15 protein-coding genes and 1 tRNA gene are annotated in these 15,719 nt (G+C 66.2%); 6 read left to right on the top strand and 10 right to left on the bottom strand.

Annotation, left to right across the window (positions count from 1 at the left end; translation table 11 throughout):
- Positions 1–165 precede the first annotated feature (165 nt).
- Positions 166–486, top strand: a complete 321-nt coding sequence (locus tag EPL03_RS15275; RefSeq protein ID WP_135830197.1) for an FUN14 domain-containing protein — start codon at positions 166–168, stop codon at positions 484–486.
- Between the two features lie 22 nt (positions 487–508).
- Here the strand turns inward: EPL03_RS15275 and EPL03_RS15270 are convergent, their stop codons facing one another.
- The 6 genes from EPL03_RS15270 to EPL03_RS15245 form a co-directional block, all read right to left on the bottom strand.
- On the bottom strand, positions 509–1,234 hold the full coding sequence (locus tag EPL03_RS15270; RefSeq protein ID WP_135830196.1) for a ribosome assembly factor SBDS: 726 nt from the start codon (positions 1,232–1,234) through the stop codon (positions 509–511).
- Between the two features lie 89 nt (positions 1,235–1,323).
- Positions 1,324–1,773 (bottom strand): UPF0179 family protein, encoded by a 450-nt coding sequence (locus EPL03_RS15265; protein WP_135830195.1) that lies wholly within the window; start codon positions 1,771–1,773, stop codon positions 1,324–1,326.
- A 61-nt stretch (positions 1,774–1,834) separates the two neighbouring features.
- Positions 1,835–2,113 (bottom strand): hypothetical protein, encoded by a 279-nt coding sequence (locus tag EPL03_RS15260; protein WP_135830194.1) that lies wholly within the window; start codon positions 2,111–2,113, stop codon positions 1,835–1,837.
- Positions 2,114–2,219: 106 nt separating this feature from the next.
- Positions 2,220–2,294, bottom strand: a tRNA-Glu gene (locus EPL03_RS15255).
- Positions 2,295–2,406: 112 nt separating this feature from the next.
- A complete protein-coding gene (locus tag EPL03_RS15250; protein WP_135830193.1) occupies positions 2,407–3,087 on the bottom strand; it encodes an NUMOD3 domain-containing DNA-binding protein in 681 nt (226 codons plus the stop codon).
- Positions 3,088–3,178: 91 nt separating this feature from the next.
- The gene (locus EPL03_RS15245) at positions 3,179–5,158 is read right to left on the bottom strand and encodes a 3-hydroxyacyl-CoA dehydrogenase/enoyl-CoA hydratase family protein (protein WP_135830192.1); all 1,980 of its coding nucleotides are present in this window, start codon (positions 5,156–5,158) and stop codon (positions 3,179–3,181) included.
- Between the two features lie 114 nt (positions 5,159–5,272).
- Here EPL03_RS15245 and EPL03_RS15240 point away from each other — a divergent pair, with 114 nt between their 5' ends.
- Together EPL03_RS15240 and EPL03_RS15235 are read left to right on the top strand one after the other, a co-directional pair.
- Entirely contained in the window at positions 5,273–6,427 is a 1,155-nt protein-coding gene (locus EPL03_RS15240) for an acyl-CoA dehydrogenase family protein (RefSeq protein WP_135830191.1), read from the top strand.
- An 83-nt stretch (positions 6,428–6,510) separates the two neighbouring features.
- Positions 6,511–6,927, top strand: a complete 417-nt coding sequence (locus tag EPL03_RS15235; protein ID WP_135830190.1) for a hypothetical protein — start codon at positions 6,511–6,513, stop codon at positions 6,925–6,927.
- A gap of 31 nt (positions 6,928–6,958) precedes the next feature.
- Here EPL03_RS15235 and EPL03_RS15230 read toward each other — a convergent pair whose 3' ends face one another.
- Entirely contained in the window at positions 6,959–7,357 is a 399-nt protein-coding gene (locus tag EPL03_RS15230) for a GtrA family protein (protein WP_135830347.1), read from the bottom strand.
- Positions 7,358–7,816: 459 nt separating this feature from the next.
- Positions 7,817–9,187 carry an NAD(P)/FAD-dependent oxidoreductase gene (locus EPL03_RS15225; protein WP_135830189.1) on the bottom strand — a complete coding sequence of 457 codons (1,371 nt, stop codon included), beginning with the start codon at positions 9,185–9,187 and terminating at the stop codon, positions 7,817–7,819.
- A gap of 157 nt (positions 9,188–9,344) precedes the next feature.
- Between EPL03_RS15225 and EPL03_RS15220 the strand changes: the two genes are divergently transcribed.
- The 3 genes from EPL03_RS15220 to EPL03_RS15210 all read left to right on the top strand — a co-directional run bounded on the left by EPL03_RS15220 (position 9,345) and on the right by EPL03_RS15210 (position 11,985).
- The gene (locus EPL03_RS15220; RefSeq protein ID WP_135830188.1) at positions 9,345–10,547 is read left to right on the top strand and encodes an amidohydrolase; all 1,203 of its coding nucleotides are present in this window, start codon (positions 9,345–9,347) and stop codon (positions 10,545–10,547) included.
- Between the two features lie 111 nt (positions 10,548–10,658).
- The gene (locus tag EPL03_RS15215) at positions 10,659–11,354 is read left to right on the top strand and encodes an archaellin/type IV pilin N-terminal domain-containing protein (RefSeq protein WP_135830187.1); all 696 of its coding nucleotides are present in this window, start codon (positions 10,659–10,661) and stop codon (positions 11,352–11,354) included.
- A gap of 61 nt (positions 11,355–11,415) precedes the next feature.
- On the top strand, positions 11,416–11,985 hold the full coding sequence (locus tag EPL03_RS15210) for a hypothetical protein (RefSeq protein ID WP_135830186.1): 570 nt from the start codon (positions 11,416–11,418) through the stop codon (positions 11,983–11,985).
- 338 nt (positions 11,986–12,323) lie between these two features.
- Here the strand turns inward: EPL03_RS15210 and EPL03_RS15200 are convergent, their stop codons facing one another.
- Positions 12,324–12,533 carry a hypothetical protein gene (locus tag EPL03_RS15200; protein ID WP_135830185.1) on the bottom strand — a complete coding sequence of 70 codons (210 nt, stop codon included), beginning with the start codon at positions 12,531–12,533 and terminating at the stop codon, positions 12,324–12,326.
- Between the two features lie 15 nt (positions 12,534–12,548).
- A complete protein-coding gene (locus EPL03_RS15195) occupies positions 12,549–15,713 on the bottom strand; it encodes a SpoVR family protein (RefSeq protein ID WP_135830184.1) in 3,165 nt (1,054 codons plus the stop codon).
- Between the last annotated feature and the right edge of the window lie 6 nt (positions 15,714–15,719).

Raw genomic sequence — 15,719 nt, 5'->3', positions numbered from 1 at the left:
TTACGAGCGCCCTACGCGACTCCGGCTTCCGAGTAGCCTTCCTCTGTCGTCACGTCGGTCGCAGTCGGCGACAAGCGCTGTGATTCCGGCCGCTTCGTCCCTACCGAGCGCACGCCGCCGACCTGACCACAAGAGTCTTAATGTCTCAATGAGGGAGATTCGTCCATGGACGTAGGTCTAGATCCACAGCAACTCGGCCTCGAACTCGGGACGGGCGCGGTCATCGGTGCCGTGATGGGGTTTGCGGCCAAGAAGGTCGCGAAGGTCATCGCCGTGCTGGTCGGTCTCGAACTCGCGCTGTTCAAGTTCCTCGAATCGCGGGGCATCCTGTCGGTCGACTGGGACCGGCTGAGCGCCGGCATCCTCCAGACCGGCGAAGTCGCGCAAGGGAGTACGCCGCCCTCGTGGGTGAGCAGCATCCTCTCGACGCTGTCCATCGGCGCGGGCTTCACCGGCGGCTTCATGGTCGGCTTCAAGAAGGGATAGTTCGGCGCTGGCTCTCGGAGCGTCAGCGCGTCTGAATTTCGTCCTCGTCTTTGATTATCTGGGTCTCGGCCTCGCCGCTCGTGTGTTCGTTCACGAGGTCGTAGAAGTCGTTTTGCATCCCCGCCGGGAAGGTGAGCACCCCGACCCACGAGCCGTCGTTCTGCCACTCCTCGCGCTCGAGGTCGCCGAACTGGCGAATCTTGGCCTGCGCGCTCCCGGCGTAGTCGGCGGGCACCTGCACCGCCACGGTCACCTCGTCGAACCGGATGGGGATGACCGGCTTGAGCGCGTCGAGCGCGTCGTCGACCTGCGGCTCGACCGGTTCCATCGGGTCGATGCGGAAGTCGGTCTCCTCCAGGGCGGACTCGATGCGCTCGGGCGGGTGGGGTGCGTCGTCCATCTGGGGGTTGACCGCGTTGCGCGCGATGCGGTTGACCAGATTCCTGTGCTTCTGTTCTTGCATCTCGCGGCGCTGCTCGGCGGTGATCTGTATCTCGCCGCGCTCGATGACCTCCGGGATGATCTCTAGGGGCTCGGTCGTCTCGAACACCTCTTCGAGCGCGCTCTCGGCGGGTCGGTCGCCGCGGCTCGCGTTCTCGAACACGTCCTCGGCCGCGATGACGTCCTCCAGTTCGCCGTCGAACTCGCCGCGCCTGATGGCCAGCGCGGCGTCAGGGTCGACCAGCACCTCGAACCGCTCGCCGTGGGATTCGAGGCGCGCCGTCACGGCCTCTTCGAGTGGTATCATAGGCTACGGTAGTCCCCGCCGTCTCAAATAAGCTTGCCCTCGGCGGATTCGGTCGACGAGACCCCGGGTGGGGTCGGGAGCGGCCCGCGTCACTCCTGGGTCGGTCCGAACTCCACGAGCGTCAGCTCCCTATCCAGCATGCAGTAGTCGTGGGGCGGGTCGCCCTTGATTTCGGTTATCCGGCGGTCCTCGTCGAAGTCCACGCCCATGGGCTCGCAGTACTCGTGGCTCGGGCACTCGGTGTGCGGGCACGGCCCGGCGAGGCTGGCCTTGCTCCCGGCGTAGGCGTTCTTCGCGGGAACGTTGGCAGTCACGCCCACCGGTTCGACCTCGACCGCCGTGACCCCGGTGTCGTGGACGCCACACGCCAGCGTCTGTGCGCCCTCGCGCACGTCCTCGACCCGGTAGCGGACGCCCTCGCGCAGGTTGAGACACTGGTCGCGGTAGGGACACCCCTCGCAGGCGGGGGCCTCGCCCCGGTAGACGAACTCCTGTCCGGTCTCGGCGAGGCGAGTTCCGACGAGCGTGATGGATGACATAGCAGGTCGTACGGAGGCCTCGCGGTTAAGCCCCTCGTCCCGCGCAGCCGGTGATGCGACCCTAGGCGTCCCGACGCTCCTCGGCCAGTCGCTCGGCCGTCGCGCGCAACTCGTCGTCGAGGTCGTCGACGAGCGACCGGAGCATCGCCGTACACTGTGGCGACCCGAGCGCCCGCACCGCCTGGCGGCGATAGCGGTCGGCCAGCGAGTCGTCGCGCGCGAGGTCGGCCAGCATGTCGCACTCGTTGGCGGTCCTGAGCCCGTCGATGGCCTCCTCGCGGCGCTTCTCGCCCTCCGTGTCGTCCCCCGCTATCTCGAAGTTCCGCTCGGGCGTGCTCATGGAACGCTAGCCGTACGCTATCGACGATTATAGTCGTTGAGGTGCGGGGCCGCGAAGCCGACGGCGCAGAAACGACTCGTGGGTTTCGACTGCGACTGCCTGAGAATGCTCGCTAGGGGATTTGAACCCCTGTCACTGGCTCGAAAGGCCAGAATGATTGGCCGGGCTACACCAAGCGAGCGCGCCATCCGGAGCGTCCGGACGTACTCGGACAGTTGGCCTGGACGCTTATAAACCCCACTAATTCAACCGACGCCAGTGACGCGGTCCGGCCGAAGAGTCGACTTCCGCCGTCACGTCTCGAACAGGACCTCGATAGGAGCGTCGAACTCTATTTTCCCGTGGTCGGCTTTCCCGTGACATCGCTTACAGAGAAGTACGAGGTTGTCCTCGTCGTGTGCGTCCTCGACTGCGAGGTGCGGAGTCTGCCGAAACACTCGAACCGGGATTACGTGGTGGACTTCGAGGCGGCGATTGCTACCGTCGTGTCCGCAGTGCTGGCACACGCCGTCCCGCTCCCGAACGCGCTCACGAGCAATCGACCATCCCGAACCGTACCGATGACTGTAACCGCCGCGCCAGTTGGGGTTGTCTTCACCTGCTGTCGACTCGCTCATCTTTTTTCGGGTCTCCGGCGGTCGAGTCGTTCCTTCCAGTGAATCGGCAATTCGTTCGCGGACGTCGTCCGGTATCTCGTTGTCCGTGTGTGACTCCGACATTCGCCGACGGGTTTCCTCGGAGAACGAGCGGTTCGCCAGCGTTTCGGAGATTTTCCGCTTCGTGTCCTCGCTTCGCTCTCGACCGTACATGGGATGGTTCTCCCCGCGAATCTCTCGGGTCGGGATGTCGTATCGCCGCATGTACGTCCGGACTGTCGCGGGCGAGACGCCACACTCGTCGGCGATCTCGCGCTGGATGAGCCCTTCCTCCCAGTACTTGGTTTCGAGCCACCAGCCATTCCGATATCGCTTCATCGGTAGTCACTTGTGACTACATCGCTTATAAAATTCAGGTCGGTGGCGGCCGAATCGGGGCGACCTCAGTTCGCGTCCGCTCGAACTGGCCTCACTTCCCCTCGAACTCCGGCTCACCGTCGCCCATGAACGCCGTGACGCCCTCCATCAGGTCGTCGGTGTTCATGAGGTGGCCGAACGCCTGGGACTCGACTTCCAGTCCGGCGTCGGTGTCGTCTCGGCCCGCGAGCATCGCGCGCTTGGTGTACTGCTGGGCGACGGGCGGGCCGGCCGCGAGGTCGGCCGCCAGCTCGAAGGCGCGGTCCTCGAACTCGTCGACGGAGACGACCTCGTTGACGAAGCCGTAGTCGGCCATCGTCTCGGCGTCGAAGCGGTCGGCAGTGAAGATTATCTCCTTGGCGCGGCCCTCGCCGACGACGTGTTTCAGGCGTTGAGTGCCGCCCCACCCCGGCAACAGACCGAGGTCGTGTTCCGGCTGGCCGAACTCCGAGCGGTCGCTGGCGACCCGGAGGTCCGCGCAGGTCGCCAGTTCCATCCCGCCGCCCAGACAGTAACCGTCGACGGCCGCCACCACGGGCATCGGGCTGGATTCGAGCTTGCCGAACGTCTCCTGGCCCTTCTTCGAGAGTTCGACCGCTTTCAGGGGGTCGCCGCCGCCCGCCGCCATGCTCTGGACGTCCGCGCCCGCCGAGAAGGCGTCGTCGCCCTCGCCGACCACGAGCAGCGCGCGCACCGCCTCGTCGTCGGCCAGCGTCTCGACCGCGTCGGCGAGTTCGTCCAGCAGGTCCTCGCTGACCGTGTTCATCCGGTGGGGGCGGTCGAGCACGACCTTGCCCACCATCTCGCCGGGCTTCTCGACCCGGACGGTGTCGTAGTCGTAGCGGTCGCTCCCACCGCGGTCGCCGTCGCCGCCGTAGAAACCGCCGTCTTCGGCGGCCTCGCGGAGGTAGTCGGCGGCCTCGTAGCGAGCCGCGCCGGTGTCCTCGTGGCGGTCGTCGAGTTCGTCGACCAGCGAGTCGAGGCCGGCGTCGTCGGCCATCTTGGCCGGGCCGTCGGGGAAGCCCGCGCCGAGCATCACGGCCTCGTCGATGGCGTCGGGGTCGGCCACGTCGCCGCCGACGAGCTTGGCGACCTCGTTGGCCATCACCGCTTGCAGGCGGCGGACGATGGCTTCGTCGCCGGCGTCGGTGGGTACCTCCGCACCGCCGTCGTCGTAGTCGTAGAAGCCCTCGCCGGTCTTCTTGCCGAGGGTCTCGGCTTCGACCTTCTCGGCGAGGAGCGGGCAGGGCTCGTAGGCGTCGCCCAGCACGTCGTGCATGTAGTCGAGCACGTGGTAGCCCACGTCGATGCCGACCTGGTCGGCGAGTTCGAAGCTGCCCATCGGGAGCCCCAGTTCGAACTTGGTCGAGCTATCGACCTGCTCGACGGTGTACTCGCCCGACTCGACCAGCCACGCCGCCTCGTTCATCAGCGGGACGAGGATGCGGTTCACGACGAACCCGGGGCTGTCCTTCCGGACGCGGACCGGCGTCTTGTCCATCGCTTCCGCGAGGTCCTCGGTGAGGTCCAGCACCTCGTCGTCGGTGTGCGCCCCGGAGATGACCTCCACGAGCTGCATCCGGACCGGCGGGTTGAAAAAGTGCATCCCGCAGAACCGCTCGGGGCGCTCGGTGACCTCCGACAGTTCGGTGATGGAGAGGCTGGAGGTGTTGGTGGCGAAGACGGCCTCGTCGGGCGCGTACTCCTCCAGTTCACCGTACACGTCCTTCTTTATCTCCATCTTCTCGGGGACGGCTTCGACCACGAAGTCGGCGTCCTCGACGGCCGCCTCGAAGTCCACGAGGGGCGTGACCCGGTCGAGTGCGGCGTCGGCCTCGTCGTCGCCGATTTGGTCGTTCTCGGCGAGCTTGCCGAGGCTCCACTCGATCTGGTCGTAGCCGTCCTGGACGAACTCCTCGTTGATGTCCCGGAGGTTCACGTCGAACCCCGCGAGGGCCGCGACCTCCGCGATGCCGTGGCCCATGTTACCGGCTCCGAGAACCGCGATGGTGTTGATATCGTCGACTTCCATGTTCGAAGCCTCGGTTGCCGGGCGTTTCAACGTTTCCCTCTCGAGGCTAGAAACTCCGTCCGAGTTTACTCCGGGTTACAAAGGGATTTACGGGAGTGCGTGCAATCGTGACGCATGGACTTCGGACTCTCCGACGAACAGCAGGCCATCCGCGACGAAGTGCGACGGTTCGCCGAGAACGAGATCGCGCCGGTCGCCAGCGAGTACGACCGCGAGGAGAAGTACCCGTGGGAACTCATGGACAAGGCCGCCGAGATGGGCCTGACGGGTGCGAACATCCCTATCGAGTACGGCGGCGCGGGCTACACGCCCCTCGAAACCGCGCTCGTGGTCGAGGAACTGTTCGCGGTCGACCCGGGTATCGGCCTCTCGATAACTTCGGCGGCGTTCGGCGCGGACGCCATCCGCGAGTTCGGCACCGAGGAGCAAAAGGAGGAGTACCTCCGGCCGGTCGCGGAGGGCGACGCCATCATGGGCACCGCCATCAGCGAACCCGACACCGGGTCGGACGTCTCGTCGGTGTCGACCCGCGCCGAGAAGGACGGCGACGAGTGGGTGCTCAACGGCAACAAGATGTGGATTACCAACGGGTCGGTCGGCGACTACTTCGTCGTGATGACCGAGACCGACCCCGAAATCGAGGACCGCTACTCCGGGTTCTCGCAGTTGGTGGTGGAGGCCGACCGCGACGGGTTCGAGTCCGAGAAGATAACCGGCAAGCTGGGAATTCGAGCGAGCGACACGGCCGAACTCATCTTCGACGACGTGCGCGTCCCCGAGGAGAATCTGGTGGGCCAGCGCGGGATGGGCTTCCTCCAGCTCATGCAGTTTTTCGACGAGACCCGGACGATGGTGGCCGCCCAGGGCGTCGGCATCGCCAAGGGAGCCTGCGAGCGCGCGCTGGAGTACGCCCAGGACCGCGAGCAGTTCGGCCGCTCCATCTCGGAGTTCCAGGCCATCCAGCACAAGCTCGCGGAGATGCACACCCAGACCGAGGCCGCGCGCAACCTCACCTACAAGTCGGCGTGGAGCATCGACAACAAGGACGACCAGCTCACCCAGCTCGCGTCGATGGCCAAGGAGTTCGCCTCGCGCGTGGCGGTCGAGTGCGCCGACGAGGCGGTCCAGATTCACGGCGGCGCGGGCTACGTCGACGACTTCGACGTCGAGCGCCTCTACCGCGACGCCAAGATAACCCAGATTTACGAGGGGACCACCGAGATTCAGAAGAACGTCATCGCGCGCGAACTGCTCGGGAAGGGAATGTAGGCGACGCGCGGTCGCTTCCGGTCCGGCTCGAGCCTCTCGACGAAACGTAATATTTTTGCCTTTTCTCGAAGACGAAGCGTAGCATGCTCTCGCGGAGACGGGTGCTCCGACTCGGCGCTTCGGGGACTCTCGTGACGGTCGCCGGGTGCAGTCGCTTCCGGACGAACGGAACGAAGCCACTGCAGGTCAGCGTGATGAACGTCACCGAGGAGTCACACTCCGTGACGGTGTCCGTTTTCGACGACGCCGGAGACCGACTCGTCGAACAGGACGCCGAGATAGCGGCCGCAGAACCCAACGACGGCACCCAGATACACGCGGTCGTCCGAACCGAGTCGTATCCCGAGGCACCGACGTTTCGAGTCGAAGCGACGCTCGACGACGACGTGACCCGCGAGACGTCGGTGCGGGGACGGTGTGACTCGGCGTTCGACGGCGTAAACGTCATCGCCCGGATTCACTCCGGGCCGGACCTGACGATAGACGAGTCCTGCTTCTAGTCCCGAACTGCGAGGTGGAGTCCCGGTCGATTCAAATCTGCCACGTCCACCGCGAGTCCAGATAGTACCGGTAGAGTCCGCTGATGAAGATGGCGAAGCCGTTGGCGAGCAGGTACATCAGCCCCGCCCAGTTCACGAACGCCCACAGCAGTCCGACCTGTAGCGGAATCGCCGACCCGCGCACGACGTTGGTCCGCACGAGTCCGAGGAGGAAGTCCGAGCGCGTGGTGTGGCCCGCGTGCTGGAACGTCCACGCGTTGTTCACGAAAAACTGGAGTACGATGGTCACCTCGATGGAGGCGGTCGCGGCCACGAGGTAGTTGAGGTCGCCGAACTCCACGAGCAGCCACAGCAGTACCGTCTGGATGCCGGCGGCGAACGCGCCGACGGTCACGAACCGGTAGAGCCGCACGACGGTCGGGTGGTCCATCGCGGCGCGGTACAACGAATCGTCCACACCCGCCCGAAGAGTTCGAGCGGGGAGTACGTTCTGGTTTCGGCGAGGGCACTGGTTCGGGGGGAGACCGCGCTAGCTTCTGCCCGAATGGAGAGGGAGAGGAACAGACCGCGTTAGCTTCTGCCTGTATGGAGAGGGAGAGGAACAGACCGCGCTAGCTTCTGCCTCGACCGATGAGTTACCGCACCGCGACCGCACAGCGGGAGCCTCACGCCTCCCCAGCCTCGGGGCGCATAAACGCGCCCCTCCCTCGCGCGCGTTGCTCGCGCGCGCCGAAACACGCAGACAGAGTCTTCGGGCATCGCATACAGGTAGTCTTCGAGCATCGCACACAGGTCGCCTTCGAGCATCGCGCGAGGGAGCGTCACGGAAAACGGCGACTGACGCCACGGGAGACGACCGCTGACACCTCCGGGGGCGACGACCGCCGCCTCAGACCTCGTACTCGTCCTCGCGGAACTGGACGTACTTGCCGTTCCGGTACGTGCGCTTGGTCATCTTGTACTTGCCGACCAGTCGCGCGCCCCGGATGCCCGACGAGACCCGGTACTTCAGCAGTCGCCCCTCGCCCTCGTCGGCCAGGATGTCGCTGGCGACCGCGAACGCCTTGTCCCAGTCGTCGGGTCCGTAGTCGGCCACGATGTCCGCAAAGGTGACGTTCCGGAGAATCTCGTCGCCGATGGCCTCGTGCCACCGGTCGTTGTAGCCGTCGAGTCGGCCCTTCCCCGCCAGCTCGCCCGCGATGCGTCCGGTGCGGACCGCGACGTGGTACCCGCCCTCGTGGAACGCCGACGTGGTGCCCATCGCGCCGCCCGCGACGGCGACGTTCGCGGCGGTCGGCGACTCGATTGGGCGCGTCGAGGAGATGGGGTAGGTCTCGGTGCCGCCGCGCTTGCCCCGACCCTCGACCAGCGGGAAGTCCGAGAGGTCGTACTCGTCGCCGTACTCGCGTTCGAGCAGGCGCTCGATGTAGGTTCCGCCGCGCGGAATCCGGTCGTCCTCGGGCCGGAGCAGGTCGTAGTCCTCCCGGTTCGGAATGGCGTCGACGTCCATCCCGATGGGCATCGTGAGGCCGACGCGCGCGACCGTGCCGTCGTTGGGGAACACCCACGGGTACGCGGTCTCGCCGGGCATCAGCCCCCACCAGAACTTGAGCGACCGCTCGTCGAACAGTTCCTCGGGAAACTCCCGGTACTCCTGGTAGGCGATGTGGTTGGCCTCGTTGGGGGCCAGCACCTCCGAGACGGGGCGGTCGTCGGGCGCGAACCGGTCGAGGACCCGCATCGTGACCTGTCGCTGTGGGCCGTCGGCCAGCACGAGGTAGTCGGCTTTCACGTCCTCCCCGTCCGCGAGCTGGAGGGTGTGGGTCGGCGAACCCGACAGGTCGGACTCGACGTCGGTGACGCCGGTCCCCACGCGGTACTCCGCGCCGGCGGCCTCGGCGCGCTCGCGGAGCCAGTCGTCCATCCGGGCGCGGTGGAAGGTGAACCCGAACCCGTCGTACGACGAGTCGATGCCGGTGGCTTCGAGGGTACACGACTCGGTCGGGCCGAAGAACTCGGTCCGGTCGAGTTCCTGTAGGACCACCTCGTCGGGGATCTCCTCGTACGGGATGCCCATGATGTCGACCCAGTAGTCGAGCATCCCCGCCGCGTCGGTCGAGTCCGGTCCCAGCTGTTCGCGGTCGGCCCGCGGGACGCCCTTCTCGACGAGGAGCGCGTCCGCCCCCTGCTCGGCGGCCGCTCGCGCGGCGGACGCCCCGGCCGGGCCGCCGCCGACGATGGCCACGTCGACTCGCTTCATACCCCTACGGTTCCGCGCCGGGTATTAAAGAATTCACCTTCCGGGTTGGGGACGACGCCCGGATTCGCTCGGATGTCCCGTGTCGCCGACGAGCGAGCGACCGCATTCGGCGTTTCGAACCGAAATGCTCATGCGCGCGCTGTCACACGAACGACCCGTGCGAGCGATTGTCAATGGAACGGTCCACACGCTGACCGAGCGCGGGACCGTCGACGGCGGCACGGTACTGGTCGACGGCGCGGAGATAGCGGCGGTCGGAGCCGACGGCGAAGTAGACGTCCCGCCGGACGCCGAGACGTTCGACGCGGGGGGTCGACACGTCACGCCCGGCCTCGTGGACGCCCACAGCCACGCCGGGATGGCCGAGTGGGGCGAACCCGAGGACGGCGACTTCAACGAGGTCTCGGACCCGGTGACCCCGCACGTCAACGCGCTCGACGGGTTCCACCCCCGCGACGACGAACTCAAGCACGCGTTTCAGGGCGGGGTCACCACCGTCTCGGCTCGGATGGGAAGCGCGAACGTAATCGGCGGCATCATCTGCTCGATGAAGACCTACGGCGAGGTGGCCGACCGGATGTTCATCCGGGAGGACGGCATGAAGGCCGCGTTCGGCGAGAACCCCAAGCGCTTCCACGGCGACGAGAAGGACCGCCAGCCCGCAACCCGGCCGGGCGTGGCCGCCACGCTCCGGCAGGCGCTGATGGACGCCGAGGACTACGCCGAGCGTCGGGCGTCGGCCCGCGAGGCGGGCGAGCCGTTCGAGCGCGACCTCGGGCTGGAGAACCTCGCCCGCGTGGTCGAGGGCGAGTTGCCCCTGCGAGTCCACGCCCACCGCGCCGACGACATCGCCACGGTGTTCCGAATCGCCGACGAGTTCGGCATCGAGGCCCTGTCCATCGAGCACGCGACCGAGGGGTACGTCCTCGCAGACGAGTTCGCCGAGCGCGACGTGCCCGCCGTGGTCGGCCCCTCCATCTCGTCGGCCACCAAGTACGAACTCCGCAACATCACCTTCGAGACGCCGGGCATCCTCCACGACGCCGGCGTGAAAGTCGCCATCCAGACCGACGCACCCATCCTTCCTCAGGAGCACCTGGACGTCTGCGTTGGGCTGGCGGTCCGCGAGGGGCTGCCCGAGGAGGTCGCGCTCCGAACCGTCACTCGCAACCCGGCCGAGATTCTGGGCATCGAGGACCGCGTGGGCACGCTCGCGGCGGGCACGGACGCCGACGTCGTGGTCTGGGACGGGCCGATGTTCGACCTCGACTCGGACGCCCGACAGGTGTTCGTCGAGGGCGAGCGCGTCTACGACCGCGAGCGCGACGACGTGGACCCCCGTGACGACTACGCGTGGTGACGGTCGGCTACCGACTCCGACGTGGAATCGTCGGGCTGGGTCCGGCTCGTCGAATTATCACGAGCGAAAATCGACGCCACGTCTAATATACGTCACCGAGTGTCCGCGAGTATGTCCGAAGACGAGTCGTCGTCCGAGCGCGGGCAGGTGGGCATCGGTACGCTCGTCGTGTTCATCGCGATGGTGCTCGTCGCCGCCATCGCGGCCGGGGTCCTCGTCAACACCGCGGGATTCCTCCAGTCCAAATCCGAGCAGACCGGACAGGACTCGACCGCGCAGGTCTCGAACCGCGTGCAGGTCGTGAGCGCCTACGCCGAGGTTGGGTTCACCGACCTCGGGTTCCCCACGGCGGGTGGAACGTACAAGAGCGGTGGGGACGTCGTCGACTACGCCGAGGTCGTGGTGACCAGCGGTTCGGGGGCTGGCACCGTCGACCTCAGGGACGCGACGATAACGTGGAACGGACCCAACCGGACCCAGCACCTGACGTGGCGCGACCCGTTCGACCGCGAGGAAAACGCCGCGAAGATAGCCGCCAACACGACGCGGTTCTCGGCTGTGAGCCTCACCGACGACGACCCGGCGCTGCTCGACGAGACCGGCGACCGACTCAAGATAGCCATCGACGCGGAGGCCATCTCCGACGATGCCAACGACGACGCGTACGTCGGCGACACCGACCCGCCGGGCGGGTTCTACCCCGGACAGGAGGCCACTATCCGCATCACGACGAGTTCGGGCGCGGTCACGACCTATCAACTGACCGTGCCGGACACGCTCGCCGGCAAGCACGCGGTCTCGCTCTGAACGCGCCGCCGCTGACGGGAACCTATTTCCCGATTCCGTTCCGTACTATCGACCGACACGAATGAGTCCCACCACGCGGACCCTCGCCCGAGCGGTCGAGCGCGCCATCAGGTACGGAATCGTCACGGTCTTCGGCGAGGGGTTCCGCCGACGGAATCCGGGGGCGGTGGTGAACGCGGCCGTCACGTTCGCGGCAACCTTCCTGCCCGACGCCGTGGAGACGCTGTGGAACGTCGAGTTCCGCCCGTGGCAGCGCGTCTACGCCGGCGTCGCCATGCTCGCCCACGCGGTCGGGATGCTCGGCCCGTACGACGAGACGTGGTGGTGGGACCACGTGACTCACACGCTCTCGGCGACGCTGCTGGGCGGGGTCGTCCACGCCGTCTCGCGGCGGCGCGACCGCGACCCCCGGCCGCGCGTGCTTGGCGTCGTCGCCGTGGGCGGCGTGGTCTGGGAACTCGCGGAGTACGCCATCCACGCGGTCAGTCGCCGACTCGGCATCGAGCCGATTCTCGTGACCTACAGCAAGCGCGATACCCTCCTCGACCTCGTGTTCGACGCGGTCGGCGCGCTGGTGGTGCTGGCGCTGGGCGACCGACTGCTCGACAACTTCGTTCCCAACGACGACTGAATGCCGAACTCAACTCCCGCCAGCGGCCGGGTGGGCGTGGCCGACGGCTCGCTCGAACAGCGAGTACGCCAGCAGTCCCGCGACCGCGCCGATGGCGTGGCTCCCGACGACGGTGCGCTCGGTCCGGTCGATTCGGCGCTCGAACGCTCAAACGCTTTGCAATCGGGACGGGCCGTGTACGGCTGTAGACTGGAACCCGGCTGCGGTTGCCGTCACGGTCGCGGTCGCGGTTGCTGTCGCGGTCGCGGTTGCTGTGGCGGTGGCCGTTCTCATTGGCTCAAGTATCGATGTGGTCGTTGTTGTGGCGGTCGCGGTTGATACTGCGGATTAGGTCGCAGTCACGGTACGGCTTTCAGGAACACGAAGAGAATTGCGGTCACGACCGGTGAACCACGTCGAACCGACACCGCGACCGCCACTATCACTCCACCAGTGAACACCGCCACCGCAACCGCGGCCGCCACTGTCGCTCGACCAATGAAAACCGCCACCGCAACCGCTACTATCACTCGACCAATGAAAACCGCCACCGCCACCGCGACCGCCACTATCGCTCGAAAGCGCTACGCCAGCCAGTCGTCGGGCTTGGTGTCGTAGTCCACTTCGTCGGCCGCGATGTCCTCGACCTCGCTCCAGTCGAGGTCCCGCATCGTGAACTCCTCGCCGTCGTATCGCAGGAGCTTGCCCACCTCCTCGGGTTCGGGTTCGCGGTCGCGCCGGCGGGCGATTTCGGCGTCGCGGTCGTCGACCTCCTTCACGATGGTCTTGAGGTTGACCGGCCGGCCCCAGAGGTCGAACGCGCGTTCGAGCGTGCGCTTGGCCTGCTGGAGGTCGAGCATCACGCCGTTGTAGTGGTGGCCGAGCAGGAGTTCGTTCCGGTTGTCGTAGTTGCCGTCGTACACCGCGACGGTGGGCTTGCCGAAGTTGGTGAACTGCAACATCAGCTTCTTCTTGACGTCCTCGTAGTCGGTGCTGGCGACTCGGTAGTCGCCTGTGGTCTGGCTGAACTCGTAGGTGAAGTACTCGTTGTCGGTGACGAACTCCTGGGTCAGGAAGCTGTCGAGGAAGGTAACGTCGTTGTGGCTCTCCCGTACTTCCCGCATCCGGTCCCAGCCGGTGGCGTACTCGACGTCCGCGACGGCCTCCTCGACCGCGTCGTACCGGGCGTCGTCGACGACGTACCGGGCGAACCGTTCGAGGTCCTGCTGGGAGGTCGACCGGAGGAACCCCCGGTTCTGGCGCTTGCACAGCGAGAAGTGTCGCTCGGCCAGCCCCTCGTAGGTCAGCAGCTTCCACGGGTACCGCTCGACGTCTATCTCGCCGGCCTGAGCCCGGTCGAGCGCCTCGCCGTCGACTTTCTCCGGCACGAGTGAGTGTAGCTCGCCGAGGTTTTCGGGGTCGATGCTGTCGATTCGCGGGTCGGGCGCGAGCAGGTCCTGTATCCGGTCGAAGTCGACCGTGTCGTGGAAGTTGCGCCACGTGACGCCCTCCACGCGCAGGAGCTTCCGGGCGACCTCCCGGCGGTTCTCGGTGTTCTCGACGTACTCCCACAGCTCCTTGCCGAGCTGGTAGGGGTTGAGGCCGGGCGAGTTGAGGACCCGGGCCTGGTGGTCGGCGTACTGGAGGAACTCGTCGTCGCCCGCGAACGCCTCCTCGCCCATCATCATCGACTCCCAGTAGGAGTTGTGATTGACGAATCCCGCGCCAGCGTACCGATGCGTCTCCTCGACGGAGATGTCGTACACCGTCCCCTCGTCCGCTTCGATCTCGACGACTTCGTCGGTCCACGACTCGTCTTCGAACCACGCTAGTTCGTCGAGGTAGGTCCCGAGAGCGTCGGCTTTTTCGGGGTAGCCGAATCCGATCTCGTCGGCGAACCGCTTTGCAGACCGGCCCGTGAGGTGGACGTGGTAGCACCCGTCGTGCTGTTCGCGTCGCCGACTCAACACGTCGAAGTTCGTCAAGAGCAACTGTACGGTCTCGCTCATCGCCTCGCTCGTCGTGCTGAGGATGGCACCCTGCTCGCCAGCGTAGCCGTCAGCGTCCATCAAGCCTCTGATGAACTCGGCCACGACCGACTTCGGCGACCGAAGGACGTGTTCGGGCACCGCCTTTTCACGGGCGGCGTTTCCGACCGGAAGTCCGAGTTCGTTCACGAGCAGGTCTTTGAGGTTCTCCGAATAGGCGTAAACCCGCCAGCGCGAGCCGTCTCGTTCGACCTTCGGGTCGATCCCGAATAGCTCGTCGGTCAATCCAGCGAACTCCTCGGCGTGGTCTCTTTGTGCCGTCGTGAATCCGACGTGGCGCGAGTCTGTGGAGACGTGGCCGTCGCCGACGAAGAGCCCCAAGAACCTCCCGAACCGTTCGTTCACCTCGCCCGGAACTCGGATGGGTTCCCGTTGGGCGACGCTCTGATTCTCACCCTCGTATCGGGTTAACGCATCCTCTATCGCGTCGGCCTTCTCCGCTCGCCCGGTCTTCCGGTACCGCATCACGGTCCAGACCGACACGCCAGCGTGTTCGGCGACGTCTTCTAAGGTCACGTAGTCCGGAGTATCCCACTCGATAGACGCGAACTCCTCGGGCCAGACACCGTTGCCACCAGACACTTCGATCTCGTCCCCTTCAGTTAGTTCGTCCAACCGGACCCACGAACCGTCGGGACGGCGGATGCGGTGGTTGTTCGACCCCGTGAGTTCGAATCCCCGACGAGTTTCGATAGTCACGGTCTCGTGATTAGGGATGACGTTGGAGTCGTAGACCGCTCGTGTCTCTTCACCGTCCGAAACGGGCGTGTGGTTCTCGACTACCCTCTGCATCGAAACGAGCCCGTCCGACGTGAATATCGGTGTCTCGGGAGCCACACAGGCCCAGCCCTCGTTCATGACCTTCGTGAGCTTCTGGGCCGCGAAGTAGTAGGATTCGGCCCGGAGCATCTCCAGAATCTCGCGCTGCCACTCGGTCATCTCCTCGGCCTTGCTCGACTCCTGGTCGTAGGCCTTGCCGTGGTCCCGGAGGAAGGCCAACACGTCCATCTCGGGCTCGTCGAGGTCGGCCGTCGCGTCCTCGTCGAGGTCTTCCTCGTCGAACACCTGCTGGACCACCTCGTCGCTGAGGTCCATCTCGTCGAGCTTCTCGGCGAGTTCGGCCTCCTCGACCTCCTCGTCGGCGTCCTCGCGCTCGTACTGGCGCTTGAACGGCTCGTGCTGGTCGATGTTGTCTTCGAGACACAGCACGCTGTCTATCCACTCCTCGACCGCCTCGCGGTCGACGTCGGGGTCGGCCATGTACGCCTCGATGCGCCGGGCGTGGCGTTCGAGCATCGCGGCGGCGTCCAGCTCGTCGGCGAACATCCGGTACCACCGGTTGTTGGCGAAGAAGTCGGCGTGGGCCTCGACGTGGGTGATGACCGCCTTCTGATCGGCCAGCCCGTTCGACTCCTGGAGGAACGCGTGGGAGGGGTCGTCGTTGATGACGATCTCGAACGCCTTCCCGCCGGCGTACTGGCCCTGCTTTTGCTGGCGGTCGTACTGCATTCCCCACCGCCAGTGGGGGTAGCGCTCCTGGAAGCCGTTGTACGCGATGAGCTCGTTCATCTCGTCGTAGTCGACCACCCAGTAGTTCACGTCGTACGGGTCGAGTCCGAGCGTCTGGGCCAGCTTCCGGGCCTCGCTCGCGGGTTCCTGTAGCGGTTCGGCCGCCCGTTGGGTTCGGGGTCGCTCTCTCATGGGTCT

This window comes from Halorussus halobius (assembly GCF_004765805.1).
In the GTDB taxonomy this organism is placed as follows: domain Archaea; phylum Halobacteriota; class Halobacteria; order Halobacteriales; family Haladaptataceae; genus Halorussus; species Halorussus halobius.
The sequence above is the reverse complement of the archived record's forward strand: the minus strand, read 5'-3'. Positions and strand labels throughout refer to the sequence as shown.